This window comes from Nonomuraea sp. NPDC059023 (assembly GCF_042740095.1).
Taxonomy (GTDB): domain Bacteria; phylum Actinomycetota; class Actinomycetes; order Streptosporangiales; family Streptosporangiaceae; genus Nonomuraea.
The window spans coordinates 128,139-153,825 of the sequence record NZ_JBHYIO010000012.1; the positions used below are offsets into that span (position 1 = coordinate 128,139).

General features: G+C 75.3%; 4 protein-coding genes. All 4 read left to right on the top strand.

Annotation, left to right across the window (positions count from 1 at the left end; genetic code table 11):
- The first annotated feature begins 151 nt into the window (after positions 1-151).
- The 4 genes from ACFWYW_RS21930 to entS are packed head-to-tail and all read left to right on the top strand — an operon-like array spanning position 152 to position 25,679.
- Positions 152-4,615 carry an amino acid adenylation domain-containing protein gene (locus ACFWYW_RS21930; RefSeq protein WP_379621154.1) on the top strand — a complete coding sequence of 1,488 codons (4,464 nt, stop codon included), beginning with the start codon at positions 152-154 and terminating at the stop codon, positions 4,613-4,615.
- Complete coding sequence (locus tag ACFWYW_RS21935) at positions 4,612-8,538, top strand: amino acid adenylation domain-containing protein (RefSeq protein ID WP_379621156.1); 3,927 nt, start codon at positions 4,612-4,614, stop codon at positions 8,536-8,538. Before ACFWYW_RS21930 ends, ACFWYW_RS21935 begins: the two co-directional genes overlap by 4 nt.
- A 24-nt stretch (positions 8,539-8,562) precedes the next feature.
- Entirely contained in the window at positions 8,563-24,438 is a 15,876-nt protein-coding gene (locus ACFWYW_RS21940) for an amino acid adenylation domain-containing protein (protein ID WP_379641041.1), read from the top strand.
- Positions 24,435-25,679 carry an enterobactin transporter EntS gene (gene entS, locus ACFWYW_RS21945; protein WP_379621160.1) on the top strand — a complete coding sequence of 415 codons (1,245 nt, stop codon included), beginning with the start codon at positions 24,435-24,437 and terminating at the stop codon, positions 25,677-25,679. Before ACFWYW_RS21940 ends, entS begins: the two co-directional genes overlap by 4 nt.
- Positions 25,680-25,687: the final 8 nt, after the last annotated feature.

Genomic DNA, 25,687 nt, shown 5'->3' on the forward strand with positions numbered 1-25,687 from the left:
TGCGGACGGAACCACCTATGATCACGCGCCCGTCCGGGGGCGGATGTTCTCCTCGGAGGCCCTTGTCAGAGAACTTAGGTTAGCCTAACCTAAGTTTGCTTCGTCCCGTCCGGGACGGTCAGGGGACCTTTCAGGAGGCGGACCACCCGCGATGGCAGCAGATTCCACACCGGCGTCCTACGCACAGCGAGCCCTCTGGTTCCTCCACCGCTGGAACGGCCCTTCGGCGACCTACAACATGCCCTTCGCGCTGCGCCTGAACGGCATGCCCGACGAGCTCGCGCTCCGCCGGGCGCTGGCCGACGTGGTGGCCAGGCACGACATCCTGCGCACGGTGATCGCCGCCGCCGGCGACGAGCCGTGCCAGCGCGTGGAGGCGGGGTGGCGGGGCGACCTCGTGGTCGTGGACGTCGCGGAGCCGGAGGTGGGGGAGCGGGTGCGCGCGGCGGTGGCGCGGCCGTACGACCTGGAGAAGGAGCCGCCCTGGGGGGTGTGGCTGTTCCGGGTGGACGGCGGGGCGCCGGTGCTGCTGTTCGTGCTGCACCACGTGCTGGCCGACCAGTGGTCGTTCCAGGTGCTGGCCAGGGACCTGCACGTGGCCTACCGCGCGCGCCGGGCCGGGGGAGCGCCGTGGTGGGCGGCGCGGGCCGCGCAGTACGGCGAGTACGCGCGGTGGCAGCGCGAGCGGCTGGGGGACAAGCGCGATGCCGGGTCGCTGACCGCCCGGGAGATCGCGCACTGGCGGCAGGCACTCGACGGCCTGCCCGAGCACATCCCCCTGCCCGCCGACCGCTCCGGCACCGGCGACGAGGGCGCGGACGTGGCGTTCGCCCTTCCGCCCGCCACCGCCGCGGCGCTGCGTACCCTGGCCAGGCAGAGCAAGGCCAGCCCGTTCATGGTGCTGCAGGCCGCCGTCGCCGCGCTGCTGCACCGGCTCGGCGCGGGCGACGACATCCCGCTGGGCGTCGCCGTCTCCGGCCGCGACGAGCCGCGCTGGGACGACCTCATCGGCCTGCTCGTCAACTCCACGGTCCTGCGCGCCGACCTGTCCGGCCGGCCCACACTGCGCGAGCTCCTCGCCCGCGTGCGCGAGCGCGGGCTGCGCGCCTACGGTCACCACGTCATCCCGTTCGACCGCCTCGTGGACGGCCTCAACCCGGCCCGCTCACCCGGTCACAACCCGTTGTTCCAGGTCATGACCGTGTACGAGAAGGCCGACGGGCGCCGGTTACCGCTGGACGACCTCCTCGGCCAGGTCATCCCCGTCCCCGCCGAGACCGCCAAGTTCGACCTCACCTTCGCCTTCGTCGACCACGCCGGAGACGGGCCGCTGCAGGGGCCGCTGCAGGGGGTGCTGGAGGGGGTGCTGGAGGGGGTGCTGAACGTCGCCACCGCCCGCTTCAGCCCCGCCGCCGCCCGGACCCTCGCCGACCGGCTCGTCCGCCTCATCGAGGCCGCCGTCGCCGACCCCGACCTCCCTCTCCACCGCGTCGACCTCCTTTCCCCGGCCGAACACCGCGACCAGCTCGCCCTCGCGCAGGGCCCGCCGCACCGGGTCGCGGAGCCGGAGACCTGGGTGACCCGCCGCTTCGCCGAGCGGGCCGCCGCCCATCCGGAGCGGATCGCCGTGGGGCACCTGACCTACGGAGAGCTCGACCGCCTCTCCGGCGTCCTGGCCGCAAGGCTGGCCGAACGGGGCGCCGGACCCGAGAGCGTCGTGGCGCTTCCGCTCCCGGCGGGGGCGTGGGGCCTGGTCGGCGTCCTGGCCACGCTGAAGGCCGGCGCCGCGTTCCTGCCGCTCCATCCCGACCATCCGCCCGCCAGGAACGCCGCCATCATCGCCGACGCCGGGGCCCGCCTCGCGGTGACGGCCGCCGGATCGCCGCCCCTGCCCGCGGGTGTCGAAGCCGTGCGAGCGGACCGCCTGGACAGCGACGCGTCCGGAGCGCCCGCACAAGCGGACCGCGTGGACAGCGAGGCGTCCGGCGGGCCCGCACCTGCGGACCATCTCGGCCGCGACGTGTCCGGCGGGCCCGCACGGGCGCTGCCCCACCCCGGCCAGGCCGCCTACGTGATCTACACCTCCGGATCCACCGGCCGGCCCAAGGGGGTCGTGGTCGGCCGGGCCGCGCTGGCCGCGTACCTGTCGTGGGCGGGTGAGCGCTACCCGGGTCTGGCCGGGACGGCGCTGCTGTCGGGCCCGCTCACCTCCGACCTCAACATCACCAGCGCCCTCGGGCCGCTGACGGCGGGCGGGCGGGTGGTCGCCGGTGAGTTCGCCGAGCCGGTCGAGGGGCTGACCTTCGCCAAGTGCACCCCCAGCCACCTCGCCCTGCTGGACGGCGCCCGTGGCGACGCCCTGGGCGGACCGCACACGCTCGTGGTCGGCGGCGAGGCGCTGACCGGCGCCCACCTGCGGGACTGGCACGCGGGCCGCAGCGAGCCCGGCGCCCGGACCGCCGTGAACGAGTACGGCCCCACCGAGGCCACCGTGGGCTGTATCGTCCACGAGCTCACCGGCGCCGGCGAGCTTCCTGCCGGGACGGTGCCCATCGGCGTCCCCGCCCCCGGCTGCGCCGCCCATGTGCTGGACGACGCGCTGCGGCCGGTGCCGCCGGGCGTGACGGGCGAGCTGTACCTCGGCGGCGACCAGCTCGCCCGCGGCTACCTCGGCCACCCCGGCCTGACCGCCTCCCGCTTCGTCGCCAGTCCCTTCGCCCCCGGCGAGCGCCTCTACCGCTCCGGCGACCTGGCCCGCCGCCGCGGCGACGGCCTGCTGGAGTACCTGGGCCGGGCCGACGACCAGCTCAAGATCCTCGGCAACCGCATCGAGCCGGGCGAGGTGGAAGCCGCGCTCACCACCCACGAGGACGTCGTCCAGGCCGCGGTGGCCGCCCACGGCGCCCGCGCCCGCCTCATCGCCTACGTGGTGTCCCGCTCGGCCGCCCTGGACCCCGAGGAGGTACGCGCCCACGCCGCCCGCCTCCTGCCCCAGGCCATGGTGCCCGCGCACGTCGTGGTGCTGGACGCCCTGCCGCTCACCCGCGCCGGCAAGCTCGACCGCACCGCCCTCCCCGCGCCGCAACCGCGAGCCCCGGCGGCGGGCCACGGAACCGCGGCGGAACAGCGGTTGTGCCGCCTGTTCCGCGAGGTGCTCGACCTGGAGCGGGCAGGCCCCGACGACGGCTTCTTCGCGCTCGGCGGCGACAGCATCGCGGCCATCCGCCTCGTCGGCCGCGCGCGGGCGGCGGGCCTGCGCTTCACGGCCCGGGACGTCTTCGTCCACCAGAGCCCCCGCGCCCTCCTGAAAGCCACCACGAACGAGCCCCCGCCCCGCGAACCGGGCTCCGGCGAGGTGCCGATCACCCCGATCCTGGCCGAACTGCTCGCCAGAGGCGGCCCGTTGACCGGCTACACACAAGCCCGAGTCGTGAACCTGCCCGCCGGCATCACCCCCGCCGTCCTCACCGCCGCCGTCCAGGCCGTGCTCGACACCCACGACGCCCTGCGCTCACGCCTGCTGCCCCCCGGCGGCACCGGCGGCTGGCGGCACGTGATCAGGGAACCCGGCGCGGTCCGTGCCGCGGACGTCCTGGTCTCCGAAACCGACGAACAGCGAGTCTCGGCAGGCTTGGACCCGGTGACGGCCGAGGTGGCCGCCTTCGCGCGGCTGGACTCCCGCAGGTTGCTGATCGCCGTCCACCACCTGGCCGTGGACGCGGTCTCGTGGCCGGTCCTCCTGCAGGACCTCGCCACCGCCTGCGACCAGGGTGTACGCGGCGAGCCGATCAGCCTGCCCGAGCCGGGCACGACGCTACGCGCCTGGGCGGGCCACCTCCACGACCTGGCCGCGGCCGGTGAGCCCGGCCTCGCCTATTGGCGCGACCTGGCCCGGGACGCGGGCGCCCCGCTCGGCGGGCGGCCGCTCGACCCCGCCCGCGACACCGTCGGCAGCACCCGATCCCTGCTCACCACCGCACCCTTCACCGCCCCGGGCGCCGACGCCCAGGCGACGTTGCTGCTCGCCCTGGCCCGAGCCGTACCCCGCTGGCACACCGGCGGCGAGCCGCCGCTCCTGATCGAGGTCGAGGGGCACGGACGGGAGGAGTCGCTGCTGCCCGGCGCCGACCTCTCCCGCACGGTCGGCTGGCTGACCAGCCAATACCCGGTCAGCCTCCGCCTCGGCCCGCACGACGAGATGCGAGAGCGCCTGTCACCCGAGCGCGGCGTCGAATACGGCCTCCTGCGCCACCTCAACCCCCGCACGGAACAGGTCCTCGCGTCCCTGCCACGGGCGCAGATCGGCTTCAACTACTGGGGCCGCGTCCACGACCGGGCGGAAGGCTGGCAGTCGGTTGAGCAGGACGAAGTCGTCCGCGGCCACGCCGACCCCGCGCTGCCCCTCCCGCACTGCCTGGAGATCAACGCCGTGCTCCGCGAAGGCCCCACCCTGCACGTGCAATGGACCTGGGCGCAGGAGCTTCTCACCGAGGCCGAGGTGAGCCGCCTGGCCGGCCTCTGGCACGAGGAGCTGAGCGGAGCGGCCGGCCCGCTCATCGACGACCTCGATCCGGCCGAACTGGACCGGCTCCAGCGCGAGTGGAGGCACGCATGACCGCCCTGGAGGACGTTCTCCCCCTCAGCCCGCTCCAGGAAGGCATCCTGTTCCACTCCGGCGGCGGCCACGACCCCTACGTCGTCCAGCTCGACCTGGAGCTCGACGGGCCGCTCGACCCCGGACGGCTGCGCGCCGCCGGCCAGGCCCTGCTCGTGCGCCATCCCAACCTGCGGGCCGCGTTCGTGACCCGCGCCTCCGGCCAGGCGGTCCAGGTCATCCCGGCCGAGAGCGTCCTGCCCCTCCACGTGTACGGCGAAGCCAGCCGGGACGCCTACGCCCGGATCAAGGCGGCCGACGCGCTCCGGCCGTTCGACCTGACCGCCTCGCCCTGCCTGCGCATGACCCTGGTGACCGTGGAGGGGCGGCACCGGCTGCTGTTCACCTACCATCACCTGCTGCTGGACGGGTGGTCGAACTCGCTGGTCGTCGGCGACCTGCTCCGGCTCTACGAGAGCGGCGGCGATCCGGGGCGGCTCGCGCCCGCGCCGCCGTACCGCAACTTCCTGGCGTGGCTGCGCGAGCGGCGGCGCGACGGGGGCGACGACGCGGCGCTGGCCGCCTGGCGGGAACGGCTCGCCGGGCTCGACGGGCCGACGCTGGTAGGCGTGCCGGACGCGCCGCGAGGCGCGCGGCCGGAGCGTTCGGCCGCGCAGATGAGCGAGGACACATCCGCCGCGGTGCGGGAACTGTGCCGGACGGCCGGGGTCACGCTCGGTACGGCGGCGCAGGCCGCGTGGGCGCTGGTGCTGCGGACGCTCACCGGCCGCGGCGACGTCGTCTTCGGGCTGACGGTCTCCGGGCGCGACGCCGAGGTGGCCGGCATCGAGTCGATGGTCGGGTTGTTCGTCAACACCGTCCCGGCGCGTGTGGTGCTGGATCCCGCCGAGTCCGTGGCGGGGCTGCTGCGCCGGGTGCGCGACGATCACGCTCGCACGCTCGGCGCGCAGCACGTGGGACTGGCGGCGGTTCAGCGGGCGGTGGGACGGCGGGCGCTGTTCGACACGCTGGTGGTCGTCGAGAGCCATCCGGTGGACGCGGCCGTCCTGGACGGGCGGTCGTACGGGGGGCTGCGGCTGCGCGGGGTGAGCGGTACCGACGCCACGGGGTATCCGCTCACGCTGATCGTGGTGCCGGGGGCGCGGCTGCGGCTGACGGTCGACCGGCTGCCGGGGGCGCTCGCCGGTGAGCCGCCGGATCTGGCGGAGCGGGTGGCCGCCGTGCTCGCCGCGATGGCCGCCGATCCGGGGGCCAGGGTCGTGGACGTGCTGCCGGAGCAGGCGGGTCCCGCCCGGGGGAGCGCGGTCGCCGTACCGGAGATCGATGTGGTGCGGATGTTCAGGGAGCAGGCGGCGCGGCACCCCGACCGGCCCGCGGTCCGCGACGAGCGGCAGGTCATCACCTACGCCGAGCTGGACCGGCGCTCCGAGCGGCTGGCCGGGGCGCTGCGCTCGCGCGGCGCCGGGCCCGAGCGGCTGGTGGGCGTGGCCCGCGCCCGGTCGGCCGAGCTGGTGGTGGCGTTGCTGGCCGCGCTCAAGACGGGCGCCGGATACGTGCCGCTCGACACCGAGCAGCCCGCCGCCCGGTCGCGCGCGATCGTGGACGACACCGGACCGGTGTACGTGGTGACCGAGGAGAGCTTGCCCGGCACCGACGGGGTGCTCGACGAGGAGCATCACCCGGACCGGGTCGCCTACGTGCTGCACACCTCCGGCTCCACCGGACGGCCGAAGGGCGCCGCCATCACCCACCGGGCGCTGGCGAACCGGATCCGGTGGATGCAGCACGCCTACCCGCTGCGGGCCGATGACCGGGTGCTGCAGAAGACGCCCGCGGGCTTCGACGTGTCCGGGTGGGAGTTCTGGTGGCCGCTCACCCACGGCGCCCAGCTCGTGATGGCGCGGCCCGGCGGGCATCGCGACCCCGCCTACCTGGCCGAGGTCATGCGCGGGGAGCGCGTCACGGTCGTGCACTTCGTTCCGTCGATGTTGCGGGAGTTCCTGGACGGCCCCGGCAGCGCGGACCTTCCCGGTCTCCGGCGGATCGTCTGCAGCGGCGAGGCGCTGCCCGGGGACCTGGTGGAGCGCGCGCGGGCCGTCCTGGGGACGGTGGCGATCGAGAACCTGTACGGCCCGACCGAAGCCACCATCGACGTCACCGCGTTCGAGGCGAACACGGAGGCGGTCGTGCCGATCGGGCGGCCGATCTGGAACACCGCCACCTACGTGCTGGACACCTGGCTGCGGCCGGTGCCCGACGGGGTGGCGGGCGAGCTCTATCTGGGCGGGGTGCAGCTCGCGCGCGGCTACCACGGGCGCCCGGGACTGAGCGCCGGGCACTTCGTCGCCTGCCCGTCCGGCGCCGGTACGCGGATGTATCGCACCGGTGACCTGGTACGCCGCCGGGCCGACGGGGTGCTGGAGTTCCTGGGCAGGATCGACGGCCAGGTCAAGATCCGGGGCGTACGGGTGGAGCCCGGGGAGGTGGAGGCCGCGCTGCGGACCCATCCCGGGGTGCGCGACTGCGCGGTCCGTGCGGCGCGCCGGGCTGACGGGGGCACCTACCTGGTCGCCTATGTCGTCGGGCGGAACGGGGAGGTGGAGCCCGGCGTGTTGCGTGCGCACCTCGGCGGGTTGCTGCCCGCGGCGATGGTGCCCGCGCTGTTCGTGCCGATCGACGCGCTGCCCCGGACGGCCAGCGGGAAGGTGGACGGGGGCGCGCTGCCCGATCCCGGCTCACCGTCGCGCGGGACCGGCCGGCCGCCGTCGGGGGCGGCGGAGGAGCGGCTGTGCGGACTGTTCCGTGACGTGCTGGGGCTGGCGGGCGAGGTCGGGGCAGAGGACGACTTCTTCGAGCTCGGCGGGGACAGCATCACGGCGATGCGCCTGGTCAGCCGCGCGGGGGCGCCCCTGTCGGTGGGCGACGTCTTCGATCACCGGACCCCGGCCGCCCTGGCCCTCCTGCTCGCGAAGGGCGAACCTCCGCCGGTGGCGAAAGCGGCCGAGCTGCCGCTGGCCGCGCACCGGCTACGGCGCTCCGGGCTGCCGGTCGAGTCGTACCTGATCACCGGGATGGTCGAGGGCCGGGCGCTCGCCTCCGTCGCGGATCTGGACGATGCGGTACGGCTGGCCATCGCCACCCCGGACCGCAGGCCGTGGCGGGCCACGATCGTCCCCCGGGCCGCGGATCTGCTCACGCACGACGGCACGGATCTGGCCGGCGCGCTGGAACTCGCGCGCAAGGGCGTGGACCTGGCCGCAGGAAGGCCCTTGCGGGTGGTCGCCGTCGCCGGGCGGCTGGTGGCGGTCGCGCACGCCGCGGTGTTCGACGAGGCGTCCCTGCACCGTGTCCTGCACCAGCTCTCGACCGGAGAAGCGGCACAGGGCGGCGCGCCCGAACACCTTCAGGCCAGTGAGGATGACCTCGAAGGCTGGCTCGGGCTGCTGGCCAAGGGCACGGCCGAGGTGTTCGGGCCCTGGTCGCCCGGTGTCGGGCCGAGGTTCAGGATGTCGGCGCCGGTCGGCGCGCTCACGTCCGCCGACATTCTCGCCGCTACGGCGACGTGGCTGGGGCGGCCGACGCTGGTGGCCGACCTGGAGATCACCCCGGCTGGCGGTCTTAGCCGGATATATCCGGCTTTGATGGACGAGAAGTCACCGGCCGACCCCTTGAAGTACGAGATCTTGCACCTGCTGCATCCCCAGGGCGGCGCGGCGCTGCGCGGCCACCCCCGACGCCAGATCCTCATCCGCCGGAGCCTGTTGGAACCCCTCGCCGACGAGGGCCGGTCCGACGCGCCCGAGCAGCACTACCCCCTGGTCATCTCCCACGCCGAGCACGCGGGCCGCCTCTGGGTGGCCGGCGACCCCGCCGTGATCGGCCGCGACGCCGCGGCCGGCCTGCTGGGCCACTTCCCCGTCTGAACGCGATCTCTGGAGACACGAACGGTGACGATCCTGCCCCTGTCCCGCGCGCAGAGCGGCCTCTGGTTCGCCCAGCGGCTCGACCCGGACAACCCCATCTTCAACGCCGCCGAGTACGTCGAGATCACCGGCGAGCTCGACCCCGCGCTCCTGGTCCGGGCGATCGACCGGGTGATGGACGAGACCGACGTCCTGCGGGTGCGGTTCGAGGCCGAGGGGGAGTCCGTCCGGCAGCGCGTCGCCGACGTGACGCCGTACCGGGCGCGGATCGTGGACGTCAGCGACGCGTCCGACCCGCACGGGGCGGCGCTGGAGCGGATGCGGGCCGACCTGGCCGAGCCGCTCGACCTGACCGGCGACGACCTCGTGCGGCAGGTGGTGTTCACCATCGGGGCCGATCGGCACTACTGGTACCAGCGGGCGCACCACATCCTGCTCGACGGGTACGCCCACGCCCAGCTGCAGCGCAGGGTCGCCGCCGTCTACACGGCGCTCGCCGCGGGGCGCGAACCCGGGCCGAGCCCGTTCCTGCCGCTGGCCGAGGCGCTGGAGCAGGAGGCCGGCTACCGCTCCTCCGCGCGCTACGACGAGGACCGGCGGCACTGGCTCGACCGGCAGCGGCACCTGCCCGCCGCGACCGGCCTGGCCAGGCGGGCGGGGCAGCCCGCACGGAGCTTCGTGCGCGAGCTGGGCCGCCTCGACGCCGCGGCGACGGCGCGGCTCAAGGACGGCGCCGCCGCCCACCGGGCGAACTGGGCCGAGGTCGTCATGGCGGCCGTGGCGGGATATCTGCACCGGATGACCGGCGACCGGAACGTCGTCCTGGGGGTGCCGTTCATGGGCAAGCCCGGGTCGGCGTACCCGCGGGTGCCGGGGACGTGGGTCAACGTGCTGCCGGTCGACATCGCCGCCGAGCCGGGGACCAGCGGGGCTGAGCTGCTGCGCCGTACCAGGGAACGGCTGGCCGAGGCCCGTGAACGGCAGGAGTACCGCTTCGAGGACATGCGCGGCGACCTGCGAGCCGAGATCGGCGACCGGGCGCCCTCGCGGGTGTGGCTCAACATCAAGCCGTTCGAGAGCCCGCTCGCCTTCGCCGGCGCCCCGGGAGCCTCGCGCTACCTCGCGGCCGGGCCGGTGGAGGAGCTGACGATCTCCGTCTACCCGGCCGGGGCCGAGCTGGCCTTCGAGTTCGACGCCAACCCGTCGATGTTCACGCGGGAGGAACTGGCCGCGCACCGGGAGCGGTTCCTGGACTTCCTGAGCCGGTTCGCGCCGGACGACCGGCCGATCGGCACGCTGGACACCGCGACACCCGGCCAGCGGCACACCGTGCTCACGCAATGGGCGGGAGAGGCCGCCCGCGCCCCCGCGCTCTCGGTGGCCGAGGCCTTCGCGGCCGTGGTGCGCCGCGATCCTGACGCGGTGGCGGTACGGCACGCGGGCACGCACCTGACCTATGGCGAGCTCGACCGGCGCTCCGACGCGCTGGCGGCACTGCTGCGCGAGCGCGGCGCGGGACCGGAGAAGCTGGTCGCCCTCTGCCTGCCCAGGACGGCCGACCTGGTCGTGGCGGTGTTCGCGGTCCTCAAGAGCGGCGCCGCCTACCTGCCCATCGATCCCCGCTACCCGCTCCAGCGGGCGGCGTTGATCGCCCGCGACGCGGCGCCCGTGCTGCTGCTGCGCGCCCCCGGCACCGGCCTGGGCGGCGGCGATCTGGGCCTGCCCGAGCTCGTCCTCGACGACCGGACCGCGCTGGACGGCGGCGGGCCGGTCCCGCACGGCGCCGGCCCCGCCGCCGCCGCGTACGTGATCTACACCTCCGGCTCCACCGGCACGCCCAAGGGCGTCGTCGTCTCCAACGGCGGCGTGGTCGGCCTGGCCGCCTGGGCACGCGAGATCCTCGGTGAGGAGCACCTGCGCCACGTCCTGCTGTCCACCTCGCTCACCTTCGACGTCTCCGCGCTGGAGATGTTCGCCCCGCTGCTGAACGGCGGCGCCGTCGAGATCGTCGAGGACCCGCTCGCCCTGCTGGAGGACGACCGGCTGACCTGGCAGGGCAGCCTGATCAGCGGCGTCCCGTCCGTGCTGGCCACGGTCCTGGCCGACCCCTCCTTCCGGGCGCGGGCGGGCTGCCTGATCGCCGCCGGGGAGGCGCTGCCCGCCGACCTGGTGGCCGCCGTGGCGGAACGGATGCCGGGCTGCGCGATCTTCAACATGTACGGCCCCACCGAGACCACCGTGATCGCCACGGCGGGAGCCGTCGCCCCCGGCCGGGGCACACCCACGATCGGCCGCCCGGTGCCGGGCACCCGCGCGTACGTGCTGGACGACGCGCTGCGGCCGGTCCCGCCCGGCGAGCCCGGCGAGCTGTACGTCGGCGGCGCCGCCGTGGCCCGCGGCTACCTGAACCGGCCCGGCCTGAGCGCGGGCAGGTTCGTCGGCGACCCGAACGGAGCGCCGGGCAGCCGCATGTACCGCACCGGCGACCTGGTCAGATGGCTGCCCGACGGCCGCCTCGACTACCTGGGCAGGGCCGACGCGCAGGTCAAGGTGCGCGGGTTCCGGATCGAGCTGGGCGAGATCGAGCACGCGCTGCGCGCCCTGCCCGGCATCGCCCAGGCCGCCGCCGACGTGCGCGGCCCGTCCCGTCGCCTGGTCGCCTACGTCGTGCGGGCACCGGGCGAGGACGCCCCGTCCGAGGTGACGGCCGCCCTGCGCGAGAGCCTGCCGGAGTACATGGTCCCCGCCCACGTGGTGTGGCTGGAGGCGCTGCCGTTGAACGCCAACGGCAAGCTCGACCGCGCCGCGCTGCCCGACCCCGCCGTGGAGAGCGCCGCCGCGCCGGCCGTCCGGGCCACTCCGGCCCAGGAACGGCTGTGCGGGATCTTCGCCGGCGTGCTGGGCGTGCCCTCCGTCGGCCTGGGCGACGACTTCTTCCGGCTGGGCGGCGACTCGCTCGGCGCGGCCAAGGTCGCGGGCAGGGTCCGGGCCGAACTGGCCGTCAGGATCACCATGCGCGCCCTGTTCGACCATCCCACGGTGGCCGCGCTCAGCGCGTACCTGCGGACGGCGGAACCGGAACGGGCGGCGCCGCGCCCGAGCACCCGCCCGGCACGCCCTCCGCTGTCGCCGGCCCAGCGCCGCCTGTGGGTCCTCTACCGCACCGACGGCCCCAGGCCCACCTACAACATCCCCATCGCGGTCGAACTGCGCGACCAGGTGGACCTTCCCGCCCTGCGGGAGGCGCTGACCGATCTGGCCGCCCGGCAGGAGAGCCTGCGGACCGTCTTCCCCGAGGACCTCGGCCTGCCGTGGCAGCGCGTCCTGGATCCGCGGGAGGCGGCCCCGCCGCTGGAGGTCGTCCGGGTGAGCGCCGCCGGGCTCGGCGACGCGCTCGCCGCGGCCGCGCGGCATCCCTTCGACCTGGCCACCGAGCCGCCCATCCGGGCCCGGCTGTGCGAACGGGACACCGGCGGGCACGTGCTGCTGCTGGTCGTGCACCACATCGCCGCCGACGAATGGTCGACGGTCGTGCTCCTGGACGACCTGGCCCACGCCTACGAGGCCAGGCGCAGGGGCGTGGAGCCCACGTGGGAACCGCTGGCCCTCCAGTACGCCGACCACGCGCTCCTGCAGCTCGACGGCCCGGCCGGCGACGGCCCCGAGGCCCTGGCCGGCGTCAAGCACTGGGCCGCCCGCCTGGCCGGCGCGCCCGCCGAGCTGGACCTGCCCGCGGACCGCCCCAGGCCGTCCCGGGCCGGGCACCGGGGCGGCGTGCACGCCTTCGAGCTGAGCCCCGAGCTTCGCGCCCGGATGCAACGCCTGGCCGCCGACGCCGCCGTGACCCCCTTCATGCTCGTGCACGCCGCCGTCGTCGCCCTGCTGCACCGGATGGGCGCCGGCGACGACGTCTGCGTCGGCACGCCCGTCGCCGGTCGCGGCGACCCCGCGCTGGACGGCGTGGCGGGCTTCTTCGTCAACCTGCTGGCGCTGCGCGTGGACGTCTCCGGCGGGCCGGCGTTCGCCGAGCTCCTGGACCGGGTCCGCGAGAGCGACCTGGACGCCTACGCCCACCAGGACGTGCCGTTCGAGCGGGTCGTGGAGGCGGTCAACCCGTCCCGGTCCCTGGCCCGGCACCCGATCTTCCAGGTGCTGGTCAGCTACCACGCGCTGCCCGCCGGCACCGGCGACGGCGTCCTGTACCGGGGCGAGCCGCGCCTGGTCGGCACCGGGACCGCCAAGTTCGACCTGACGTTCCGCGTCAGCGAGCGCGGCGAGGGCACGCCGCTGCGCGGGGAGATCGAGTACGCCGCCGACCTGTTCGACCCGGCCACCGCCGCGCTGCTGGCCGAGCGCCTTGAGCTGCTGCTGGAGGCCGTCACCCGCGACCCGCTGACGCCGGTCGCCGCCCTCGACCTGGTCACCGGCGCCGAGCGCGCCGGCCTGCTGACCGCCTGGCAGGGCCCGGTCAGGCAGGTGACGCCCGCGGCGACCGACCAGCTCGTACGGCGGCGCGCCCACCGGCATCCCGGCGCGGTCGCCGTGCGCTGCGACGGCGAGACCCTGACCTATGGGCAACTGGAGGAGCGGGTCGCGCTGCTCGCCGGTGACCTGCGAGCCCGGCTGCACGGCCGCGAGCCGGTGGTCGCCGTCGCACTGCCCCGGTCGGCCGAGCTGGTCGTGGCGTTGCTGGCGGTGTGGCGGGCGGGCGCCGCCTATCTGCCGCTGGATCTGGACTATCCGGGTGAACGGCTGGCGTACATGCTGAGTGATGCCGCACCCGAGCTGGTGCTGACCACGTCGGCGACCGAGCTCCCCGCGGGCGTGCCGAGACTGGAGATCGACCGGCCCCGCGTCGCCGCCCCGCTCGCCGAAAGCCAGTATCTGCCGGACAGGGCCGCCTACGTCATCTACACCTCGGGCTCGACCGGCCGCCCCAAGGGCGTCGTGGTGCCCATGGCCGCCGTGGTCAACTTCCTGGAGTCGATGACCGGCCAGGACATCGGCCAGGACGACACCGTCCTCGCGCTGACCACCGCGGGGTTCGACATCTCGGTGCTGGAGCTGTTCGCGCCGCTGATCGCGGGCGGGTCCGTGGTCGTGGCCCGCGAGGAGGAGGTACGCGACCCGGCCAGGCTGCTGGCCGCCGTACGCGCCTGCGGGGCGAGCGTCGTCCAGGCCACGCCCACCCAGTGGCGCCTGCTGGCAGAAGCCGACGGAGACGGCGCGCTCGACGGCATCCGGGCCCTGACCGGCGGCGAGGCGCTGGACCGCGCCCTGGCCACCCGCCTGCGCGCCCGCGGCGCCGACGTCGTCAACCTCTACGGCCCCACCGAGACGACCGTCTGGTCCACCCGCGCCCCGCTCGGCGGCGACCTGCCCGCCGACCCGCCCATCGGCGCCCCGATCCACAACACCGTCGCCCACGTGCTGGACGAACGGCTCCGCCCGGTCCCCGCCGGGGTGCCGGGCGACCTGTACCTCGGCGGAGCCGGGCTGGCCCGCGGCTACCACGGCCTGCCCGCGCTGACCGCGGCCCGCTTCGTCGCCGACCCCTTCACCGGCGCCGGCCGCCTCTACCGCACCGGTGACCGGGCCCGCCGGACGGGCACCGGCGCGCTGGAGTTCCTCGGCCGCGAGGACGAGCAGGTCAAGCTGCGCGGCTTCCGCATCGAGCTGGGTGAGGTCGCCGCCACCCTGACCGCCCACCCCGCCGTACGGCAGGCCACCGCGGCCGTCCACCGGGACGCTTCCGGTCATGGCAGGCTCGTCGCCTACTACGTCCCGGAAACAGAACCACCCACCACGGCCGAACTGCGCGCCCACCTCGGCGCCGCCCTGCCCGGCCACATGATCCCCGCGCACCTGCTCGCCCTCCCGGCCCTGCCCACCACCCCCAACGGCAAGGTCGACAAGCACGCGCTGCCCGCCCCCGGCCAGGACACCCCCGCCGGGCGCCCGCCCGCCACCGCCGTGGAACGCCACCTGTGCGCCCTGTACGACGAGGTCCTGGGCCGCACCGCGACCGGCGTGGACGAGGGCTTCTTCGAGCTCGGCGGCGACAGCGTGCTCGTCGTCAGGCTCGCCGGCCTCGCCAGGCGCCAGGGCATCGTGATCACCCCCGCCGACGTGTTCGCCCACCCCACCGTGGCCGGACTGGCCGCCCGAGCCCGCCACGACACCACCACGGCCCCCGGCTGGACGCCGCCCGCCCTCAGCCCGGCCGACGTCGCCGCGTTGCGCGCCCGCCACCCGTCCCTGCAGGAGGTCTGGCCGCTCACCGCCCCCCAGGAAGGCATCCTGTTCAGGAAGGAGACGACCGCGGGCCCCGACCCGTACCTCATCAGCTGGACCCTCGACCTGTCCGGCCCCCTGTCACCCGGGCGCATGCGCCGCGCGAGCGCCGCGCTCATCCGCCGCCATCCCAGCCTGCGCAGCTCCATCACCCGCACCCCCTCCGGCGCCGCCGTCCAGGTCGTGCACACCGAGGCCGAACCCCGCTGGGGCGGCGAGGAGCCGTCCGACCTGACCGCCCCCTCGCTCATCCGCTTCGACCTCCAGCCCACCGCGCTGGACCGCTGGCGCCTGACCATCACCACCCACCACGTCGTTCTCGACGGCTGGTCCCTGTCCGTGCTGGTCGAAGAGCTCCTCACCCTGTACGGCGCCGCCGCCGACGACAGCGTCCTCCCGCCCCCGCCCGACCCCCGCGCCCACCGCGCCTGGCTGGCCGGACAGGACCGGGAAGCCGCCGGCCGGGCCTGGCGGGACCACTTCGCCGGCCTGGACGAGCCCACCCTCCTGGCCCCCTTCGACGAACCCGTCCCGCTGCCCGAACGCCTCGACATCGACCTGCCCGCCGGGCTCACCGCCGCGCTGACCCGGCTGGCCAGGCGCAACGGCCTGACGCTCAACACCGTCGTGCAGTGGGCGTGGGCCATGCTGCTGGCCCACTGGACGGGCCGCGACGACGTGGTCCTGCTCGGCATGACCTCCGGCCGCCCGCCCGAGGTGCCGGGAGCCGACCGCCTCGTCGGCATGCTCGTCAACACCGTCCCCGCCCGCCTCCGGCTACGTCCCGGCGACACCGCGCTGCGCAGCCTGCGCCGGGTCCAGCGGGAGCAGGCCGGGCTCATCGCCCACCACCACCTCGGCCTGGCCGACATCCAGCGCGCCGCCGGGCACGCCGACCTGTGCGACACCTTCGCCGTCTTCGACAACTTCCCCTTCGACCAGCGGCGCCTCGACACGCTCGCCGCCGCCTCCGGCCTGTCGGTGACCGCCGTGGACGGGCACGACGCCACCCACTACCCGATCGGCATCACCGCCCTGCCCGGCGACAGCCTGCGCCTGGTGCTGCGGCACCGGCCGGGCGTGCTGCCCGGCGACCTGGCCCGATCCGCCGGCCCCGCGCTGACCAGGCTGTTCGCCGCGCTGGTCGCCGACCCCGAGCGGCGCGTGGGCGCCTTCGACCTGCTGTCGCCGCAGGCCCGCGGGCACATCCTGCTGGAGGGCAACGCCACCGAGGCCGACGTCGCGCCGGCCACCTGGCCCGAGCTGTTCGCCCGCCAGGCCGCCCGCGACCCGCACGCGCTCGCCGTCGAGATGGACGGCACCCGGATGACCTACGGGGAACTGGACGAGGCCGGCTCCCGGCTCGCCGCGGCGCTGGCCGGGCGCGGCATCGGCCGGGGCGACCTGGTGGCGTTGCTGGCGCCCCGCTGTCCCGAGGCCGTCGTCGCCATGCTGGGCGTGCAACGGGCCGGGGCGGCGTACCTGCCGGTGGACCCCGCCTACCCGGCCGAGCGGATCGCGCTGATGCTGCGCGACGCCGATCCTGTCGCGGTGCTCACCACCCGCGAGACCCTGCCGACGCTGCCCGCCGGGCTGCCGGGGCCGCGGCCGGTGCCGCTCGACGAGCTCGACCTCGCGCCGGCGGGTACGCCGCCGAAGCCGGGGGCGGGTGCGCATCCTGGGCCGGGGGCGCGGGTGGACGACGCCGCGTACATGATCTTCACGTCGGGTTCGACCGGGCGGCCCAAGGGGGTCGTGGTCACCCATGCCGGGCTCGCCGACCTCGGCGTCACCATGGCCGGCGCGATCGGCGCCGGGCCGGGCAGCCGGGTGCTGCAGTTCGCCACGCTGAGCTTCGACACCTCCGTGTGGGAGATCGCGATGGCGCTGCTGACCGGCGCCGCGCTCGTCTTCGTGCCCGACGGGCGGCGGCTCGGCGCGCCCCTCGGCGGGTTCATCGCCGAGGCCGGGATCACCCACTGCACGCTGCCGCCGTCCGCGCTGGCGGAGATCGCCGAGGAGGAGATCCCCGCGGGCAGGGTCGTGGTGGTGGCGGGGGAGGCCTGTCCCGCGCCGCTCGCGGCGCGCTGGGCGGTGCGCCACCGCGTGTTCAACTCCTACGGGCCCACCGAGACCACCGTGGACGCCACGCTGTGGCGCTGCCTGCCCGGCGACGACGCCGGGCCGCTGCCGATCGGCGGGCCGGTGGTCAACACGCAGGTGTTCGTGCTGGACCGGGCGCTGCGGCCGGTGCCCGACGGGGTGGCCGGTGAGGTGTACGTCGCGGGCGCCGGGCTGGCCCGCGGTTACCACGGGCGTCCCGGGCTGAGCGCCGGCCGGTTCGTGGCGCATCCGTTCGCCGCCGGGCGGCGGATGTATCGGACCGGGGACCTGGCGCGGCGGCGTTCCGACGGGAGCCTGGTCTACCTCGGGCGTACCGACGACCAGGCCAAGATCCGTGGCTTCCGGGTCGAGCCGGGCGAGGTGGAGTCGCTGCTGACCGGCCATCCCGCGGTCACCCAGGCGGCCGTCGTCGTGCGTGACGATCCGCGTGGCGAGCCGCGGCTGGTGGCCTATCTGGTGGCCGAGCCCGCTGCTGTCGATCGGGTGCGGGAGCTGGCCGCGGCGCACCTGCCCGAGCATCTGCGGCCGTCGGCGTACGTGCCGCTCGACCGGCTGCCGCGCACCCCCCACGGCAAGCTCGACCGGGCCGCGCTCCCCGATCCCGAGCAGGCGGCGCCCGCGCGTGAGCCGTCCCCGCTGACCGGGGCGCAGCGGGTGGTCGCCGAGGCGTTCGCCGCCGTCCTCGGCGTGGAGGTCACGGCGCCCGGCGACGACTTCTTCGAACTGGGCGGCCACTCGCTGCTGGCGATGCGCCTGGTCACGCGGCTCACCTCGGCCACCGGCGCGTCCTTGGAGGTGCGCGACATCTTCGACCGGCCCTCGGTCGCCGACCTGGCCGAGCTGCTGGCTCCGTCGGAACCCGCCCAGCCGGACGGCGTCGCGCCCGACGCCGGGCACGACGAGGCGCCCCTGTCGCCCGCCCAGCGGCGGTTGTGGTTCCTGGACCGGCTGGAGGGATCGTCCAGCGCCTACAACACCGGCGTCATGCTGGAGCTGAGCGGCGGGCCCGTCGATCCCGAGCCGTTCCGGCTGGCCCTGCTCGACGTCGCGGGGCGGCACGCGATCCTGCGCACCGTCTACCCGCTGCGGGCGGACGGGCCGGTCCAGCGCGTCCTGCCGGAGCGGGCGCTCGCCGCGCACCTGCGGGCCGACCTGGTGGACCTGCGCACCGTGCCGGAAGCCGGCCGCGAGGAAACCATCCGCGCCACCGTCAACCGGGCCTTCGACCTGGAGTCGGAGCCGCCGCTGCGGCTGACGTTCTTCAGGGTGGCGGACGACGCGCACCTCATGCACGTCGGCACCCACCACATCGCCTTCGACGGCACCTCGGCACAGATCCTGCTGCGCGACCTCACCACCGCCCACGCCGCCCGCGTCCAAGGCCACGCCCCCGACCCGGCCGCCCCTGACCCGGCCATACCCGAGCCGGGCGCGCCTGAGCCGTTCGCGGCTGAGCCGGCCGCGGCTGAGCTGAGCTATGCCGACTATGCGCGGCTGTTGAACGACGCGCTGGGTGACGCCGCCGACCCCGGGTCGCGTGTCTCGGCCGACCTGGCCTTCTGGGCGCGACGGCTGGCCGACGCGCCCCGGCGGCTCGCGCTGCCCCTCGACCGGCCGCGTCCCGAGACCAGTGACCATGAGGGCCGGGTGCTGCGGCAGCCGCTCGACGCCGGGCTGTCGCGGTCGCTGCGCGAGCTGGCCAGGTCGCGGCGGGTGAGCGTGCTGACCGTGTTCCAGGCGGCGGTGGCCGTGCAGCTGTCCAAGGCGGGCGCGGGGGAGCTGATCCCGCTCGGCTCGCCCATGGACGTGCGTACCGAGGAACGGCTGGCCGAGGTCGTCGGCCTGTTCGTCAACACGCTCGTGTTCACCGCGGACCTGTCCGGCGACCCGCGCGTCGGCGACCTGCTGGAGCGGATGCGGGAGGGCAACCTGTCGGCGATGGAGCACGCGCGGGTGCCGTTCGAGCAGGTGGTCGAGCACCTCAACCCGCCGCGGGCGGCCACGCTGAACCCGCTCTTCCAGGTCCTCGTCTCCTACGGGACCGCACCCGCGGTCGCCCTCGCCTTCGACGGCCTGCGTGTCACGCCCCGCCCGGTCGACACCCGCACCACCAAGTTCGACCTGGTCTTCCACGTGTTCGACGGCGGCGCGAAGCAGGCGCTGGAGCTGTCGGTGGTCTACGCGACCGCCCTGTTCGACGAGGGTACGGCCCGCCAGTTGCTGTCCGGGGTCGCCGCCGTGCTGGCCCAGGCCGCGGCGCACGCCGGCACCCGCCTGTCGGACTTGGTCACCCCCGACACCCTCATCCCGGCACCGGCCCCGCTCACCCCCGCCCAGCGCTGGCTCCTCGACCGCGGCCATGGCTCAATCCCCGGCCCCGGCCCCGGCCTCGGCCGCGACCTCGGCTTTGGTTCCGGCGAGGCGGGCATGCCCACGACGCGTCGCGTCACGCTGCCGCCGGGCACCGACGACTCGGCCGTGATCGGGGCCCTGCGCGGCTGCGTGCTGAGGCACGATGCCCTGCGCACCCGCGTGTGGCGCGACGGCGCGGGCCTGTGGCGGACGAGCGTCGTGGATCCCCTCCAGGCGCTCGCCCGGCCGGTGCTCGTCGACCCGGGCACCGCCCTGGACCTTGCCGCGGGACACGTCTTCCACGCGGCCAGGACCGGTCGGGACGAGCTTCTCCTCAGCGCGCACCCCGCCCTGGTCGACGAGCGCTCCTGGGACCTCATCCTCGAAGAACTCCCCGGCGGACAGCCCACAGCGGCCCCGACGTCCTTCGCCGACTACGCCAGAACCCTGGCCGCCGCGCCCGACCCCGACGACTCGGCGGAGGCATGGCTCGACCTGGCCGACCGCATCGCCGAGTCCGGCCACCTGTGGCCGGGACAGACCACGGGCCCGATCACCCACGGCCGCGTCGAGCTGCCCCACCGCCTGGACGGCGAGCCCTGGCGCCCCGTCGCCCTGGCCGCCCTGGCCACGGCACTGGCGGAGGCGGGCGTCACCGGCCCGATTCTGCTGGACGTGTACGAACCCGACCGCGAGCAGGCCCCCGCCACCGTGGGCCTGCTGACCCGGGTCTTCCCGGTCCTGCTCGACGCCGACCTCATGCGAAGCGACCCGGACCACCTCCTGCACGCCCTGCTGCCCCCCGACCGGGAAACGGCCCTCGCCTACGGAACGGCCCGCTACGACCGCCCCGACACCGCCGAGTTCCTGGAGCAGGCCCCCCAGGCCCGGATCCTGCTCAGCCTCGGCCAGAACCCGCCCCCCGGCTACGACCTGACTTTCACCGTCCACCGCCGCCCTCACGAGACAGTCCTGGAGGCCACCGGCCCGGCCGAGACCACGAGCGACCTGCTGCGCGCCTGGGCCGATCGGCTGGCGGCCTGGGCGCCGGAGCACCTGCACGCCACCGGCGACGCCGGCCGGGAGACCGCCGCCGCGCCCATGCTCGCCCTGTCGCCGTTCCGCCGCCGGTGGCTGGAGAACAAGACCGGCCCGCTGCGCGACGTGCTCCCGCTCTCCCCGCTCCAGGAGGGCCTGCTGTTCCACCTGATGCTGGCCGACACCACCGGCGAGGTCTACCTCACCGAGAACACGCTGCGCCTGCGCGGCCCTCTCGACCCCGCCCGCCTGGCCGGGGCCGTTCGGGCGGCGCTGGCGAAGTTCCCCAACCTCAACACCGGCTTCTACGACGTCGGCGACGCCACCGTCCAGGCGATCCCCGCCCACGTCCCGTTCTCCTGGACGGCGGCCGACCTGAGCGGCGCGCCCCGGCCGGAGGAGGCGTTCGAGGAGTTCCGCGAACGCGGCGCCGCCGAGCCGTTCGACATCGCCGCCCCACCGCTGATCAGGTTCGGGCTCGCCAAGCTGGCGCGGGACGAGCACCGCTTCGTCGTGTGGGCCCAGCACATCCTCATGGACGGCTGGTCGATCTCGCTGTTCCTGCTGTCGGTGCTGTCCTTCTACACCGACCCGGACGCCGAGGAACGGCGCGAGGTCTGCGACTTCCGGACTTATCTGGAATGGCTGGCCGTACAGGACATGTCCGTGGCGGAGGAGGCCTGGCGCGCGTTCCTGGCCGGGGTCGGCGCGGCCGGGCTCATCGCGCCCCACGCGCAGGACACCACGGCCGACGCGCGCCACATGGACGAGCTGGAGGAGGACCTCGACGCCGATCTGGCCGACCGGCTCGGCGCGGTCAGCCGCGAGCTGGGCCTGACCGCGAGCGCGCTGTTCGAGATCGCGTGGGCGGTGCTCGTGCACCAGCACACCGGCGCCGACGAGGCCGTGTTCGGCCTGCTCACCTACGGCCGCCCGCCGGAGCTGGCCGGCATCGAGAGCACGGTCGGCCTGCTGTTCAACACCGTGCCCATGCGCGTGCGCACCGCCCCGGCCGACAGCCTGCGGGCCATGGCCGCCCGGGTGCGGCGCGAGCGCATGACCGTGGTCCGCCACCCCTACGTCGGCCTGGCCCGCATCCAGGAGCTGGCCGGCCGGCGCAACCTGTTCGACACGCTGTTCGTCTTCCAGAACCAGCCGAAGGTCACCCCCGACCAGCGCTGGGGGCCGGACGGCGAGCTCTGGGTCGAGGGCAGGGACCTGCGCGACGCCACCCACTACCCGCTGACCATGGTGGTCAGCCCGCCCGACGGCACCGCCAGGCTGCGCATGCTGTTCCGCACCGACGTCTTCGGCAAGCACGAGGCCACGAGGGTCATGGACACCTACGTCCGCATCCTGACGGCCTTCGCCGACGACCCCGACCGGCCGATCGGCCGCGTGGAGGCCGTCTCGGACCTGGAGCGCGCGCACCTGCTCGACGGGCTGAACCCGGCGCCCAGGCCCGTGCCGGAACTGTCGATCGCCGACCTGCTGCACGAGCGCGCGCTGCTGATCCCGCACGAGCGCGCCCTGGTCAGCGGTACGGCGGAGCTGACCTTCGCCGAGCTGGAGGCAGCCGCCGCCCGGCTGGCCCGGCTGCTGGTGAGCCGGGGCGTCGGCGCCGAGAGCGCGGTCGCCCTGGTGCTGCCCCGGTCGGAGCTGATGGTGGTGGCGCTGTTCGCGGTGTTCGCCGCGGGGGCCGCCTACGTGCCCATCGACCCCGAATATCCGGCCGACCGGATCGCGTACATGATCGAGGAGTCCGCGCCCGTCGTGGTCCTCACCACCGAGAGCCTGCGCGACCTGCTCCCGGCCGGGCGGCCCGCCGTCGTGCTCGACGGGCCGGAGGCGATGGCCGAGCTGGCGGCGACCTCGCCCGAGCCGATCCCGGCCGGCGAACGGCATGCCCCCGCCGGGCTCGAACACCCGGCGTACCTGATCTTCACCTCGGGCTCCACCGGGCGGCCCAAGGCGGTCACCGTGCCCTACCGCGGGCTGACCACCATGTACTACAACCACCTGGAGAACATCTTCGACCACGTGACCGCCCGGCAGGACGGGCGCAAGCTGCGCATCGCGCACACCACGTCGTTCTCCTTCGACGCCTCGTGGGAGCAGTTGTTCTGGCTGCTGGCCGGGCACGAGGTGCACGTCATCGACGAGGACACGCGGCGCGATCCGGCACTGCTGCTGGACTACTTCGACCGCGAGCGCGTCGACGGCTTCGACGTGACCCCGTCGTACGGGACGTTCCTCGTCGAGGCCGGGCTGCTGGACCGGCCCCGGTGCGGCGGCGACGCCCCGCCGGACGCACCGGGGCTGGTCTTCTTCTCGCTCGGCGGCGAGGCCGTGCCCGCCGGGCTGTGGAACAGGATCCGCGAGGCCGGGGGAGTGGAGGGCTACAACCTGTACGGGCCCACCGAGTACACGATCAACGCCCTGGGCGCGGACCTGGCCGAGAGCACGACCTCGACCGTGGGCCGGCCGATCTGGAACACCCGCGCCTACATCCTCGGCCCAGGGCTGCGGCCCGTGCCGCCCGGCGCCGTCGGTGAGCTGTACCTGGCGGGCGACGGGCTGGCCAGGGGCTACCACCGCCGGCCTGGCCTGACCTCCGGGCGTTTCGTCGCCGACCCGTTCGGCGGGCCGGGCGGGCGCATGTACCGGACGGGCGACCTGGCCCGCTGGCGGCCCGACAACCTGATCGACTTCCTGGGCCGCTCGGACGGGCAGGTCAAGATCAGGGGCTACCGCATCGAGCCCGGCGAGGTCGAGGACGTGCTCACCGGCCTGGACGGGGTCGGGCAGGCGGCCGTCGTACCCAGGACCGACGCCCAGGGCGCCGTCCACCTGGTCGCCTATCTGGTGCCCGCGGGCGGCGCCGAGGAGCTCGACGTCGAACGGCTCATCGCCGAGGCCGCCGCCGTGCTGCCCGGCTACATGGTGCCCGCCGCCGTCGTCACGCTCGACCGGCTGCCGCTCACCGTGAACGGCAAGCTCGACCAGGACGCCCTGCCCGGCCCGGTCATCACCGCGCCCGGCGCGGGCGAACCGCCCCAGGGCCCGCGGGAGGAGGCGGTCGCGGACGCCTTCCGCGAGGTGCTCGGGCTGGCCGACGTGGGCAGGAACGACGACTTCTTCGCGCTCGGCGGCCACTCGCTGCTGGTGGTGCGGCTGGTCGGCCGGCTGCGCGAGCGGATCGGCGCGGTCTCCGTCCGGGACGTCTACGACGCGCCCACACCCGCCCGGCTGGTGGCCAGGGCGGCCGACCGGCGGGGCGGCGCCGGCGGGCTGCGTCCGCTGCTGGAGATCCGCTCCTCCGGGCAGGAGGCGCCGGTCTTCTGCTTCCACCCGGCCGGCGGGCTCGGCTGGTCCTACACCGGGCTGGTCGCCCATCTGCCGGGGGCGCACCCGATCTACGCGCTGCAGGAGCCGCTGCTGTCCGACCCGGGCGCGCCGCGGCTCACCTTCGACCAGGCCGTCGCCGGGTACCTGGAAAGGATCAGGCGGGTCGACCCGCGCGGGCCGTACCATCTGGTCGGCTGGTCCTATGGCGGGCTGGTCGCGCACCGCGTGGCCACCACGCTGCGGCGGGAGGGCCACGCGATCGCCTCGCTGACGGTACTCGACGCCTACATCACCGAGACCGGCGGCGGCGGGGACGGCACCGGCGCGGCGCTGCGCGCGGAGGCGATGGCCTACGTCGCCTCCTCCGCCGGGCTCGACCCCGCCACGCTCGACCTCACCGACAAGCAGGACCTCTACGCCCGGGTACGGCGCACCGAGAGCGTGCTGACCTCCTTCGACGAGGGCGCGCTCGACCGGATCGTGGACTCCTACCTGCGCCACAGCGAGCAGATGGGACACGCCTCCTTCGAGGTGTTCGACGGAGACATGCTCTTCATCGGCGCCTCGGCCGGCGAGCGCGAGGAGGAGGCCGCGGCCAACCGGGCGGCCTGGCGGCGCCAGGTGTCCGGACGGCTGGTGGAGCACGCGGTGCCCGTGGACCACCACACGCTCGGGCGGGCGGCGGGCTGGGCGCTGACCGGCTCCCTCATCGCCGCCCACCTCACGGGGGAGACGGCCGGATGAGCGTCCTGAAGAAGATCACTCTCGATCTGACGCCGCTGCGCGCCTCGCGGCCGTTCCGGCTGGTGTTCGCCGCGCGGCTGGCCTCGCTGTTCGGGATCGGGCTGCTGATGGTGGCGGTCCCGGTCCAGGTGTACACGATCACCGGCTCGGCGCTGCATCTCGGCGCGGTCGCGACCACGGCGGGCGCGTGCGTGTTCGCCGGGTCGCTCGCCGGCGGCCTGCTCGCCGACCGCTACGACCGCCGCCGCGTCATCCTGGCCGCCCGCACCGCCGCCGGGATCGGGTTCGTGCTCCTGGCGGTCAACGCGCTGCTGCCCGACCCGCCGCTGTGGCCCATCTACGCGCTGGCCGCCTGGGACGGCCTGGCCGGCGGCATCAGCTCCACCACGCTCACGGCCCTGCTGCCCACCCTGGTCGGCCGCGAGCACCTGCCCGCCACCGGGGCGCTGCTCTCCCTCACCGCCGACCTGTCGGCGATGATCTCACCGGCGCTCGGCGGGCTGCTGATCGCGACCTGGGGCGTGGCCGCCAACTACGCCGCCGCGGCGGCGGCGACCGTCCTGACCGCGTTCAGCATCAGCCGCCTGCCCTCCTACCCCGCGCCGGGAACCGGCCGGGAACCGCCCCTGCGCGCGATGGCGGCCGGACTGACCTTCGCGGTGCGCCACCGCACGGTCAGGAGCGTGCTGGTCGCCGGGCTGGCCACGATGCTGCTCAGCGGCCCCGTCGTCCTGCTGCCCGCGCTGGTGAAGACCCATCTCGGCGGCGGCGAGAGCGTGCTCGGCCTGCTCTACAGCGCCCCGGCGATCGGCGCCGTGGCCGGCTCGCTCACCAGCGGCTGGATCGGCGCCGCCCGCCGCCCCGGCCTCGCGCTGCTGACGTCCCTGCTCGTGATGGGGCTCGCCGTGCTCGCCACGGGCCTGAGTCCCGTCCCGCTCGCGGCGTTCCTCGCCCTCACCGGGTACGGCGCCGGCCGCGTCCTGACCGACATCCTCCGCTTCACCCTGCTGCAGCGGCACACGCCCGACGAGATCAGAGGCAGGGTGGCGAGCCTCTGGCAGGCGCAGGTCGTGGCGGCCGCCGCGGCCGGCTCCCTCGTCGCCGGCGTACTGGCCGAGGCGTTCAGCCCCGCGACCGCCCTGATCGTGTACGGGGCGGGGGCCGGCGTCACCGTGCTCGTCCTGGCCGCCCTGCTGCCCGCCCTGCGCGAACCCGACAGCCAACCGGCACCGACGTCCTAGTCACACTC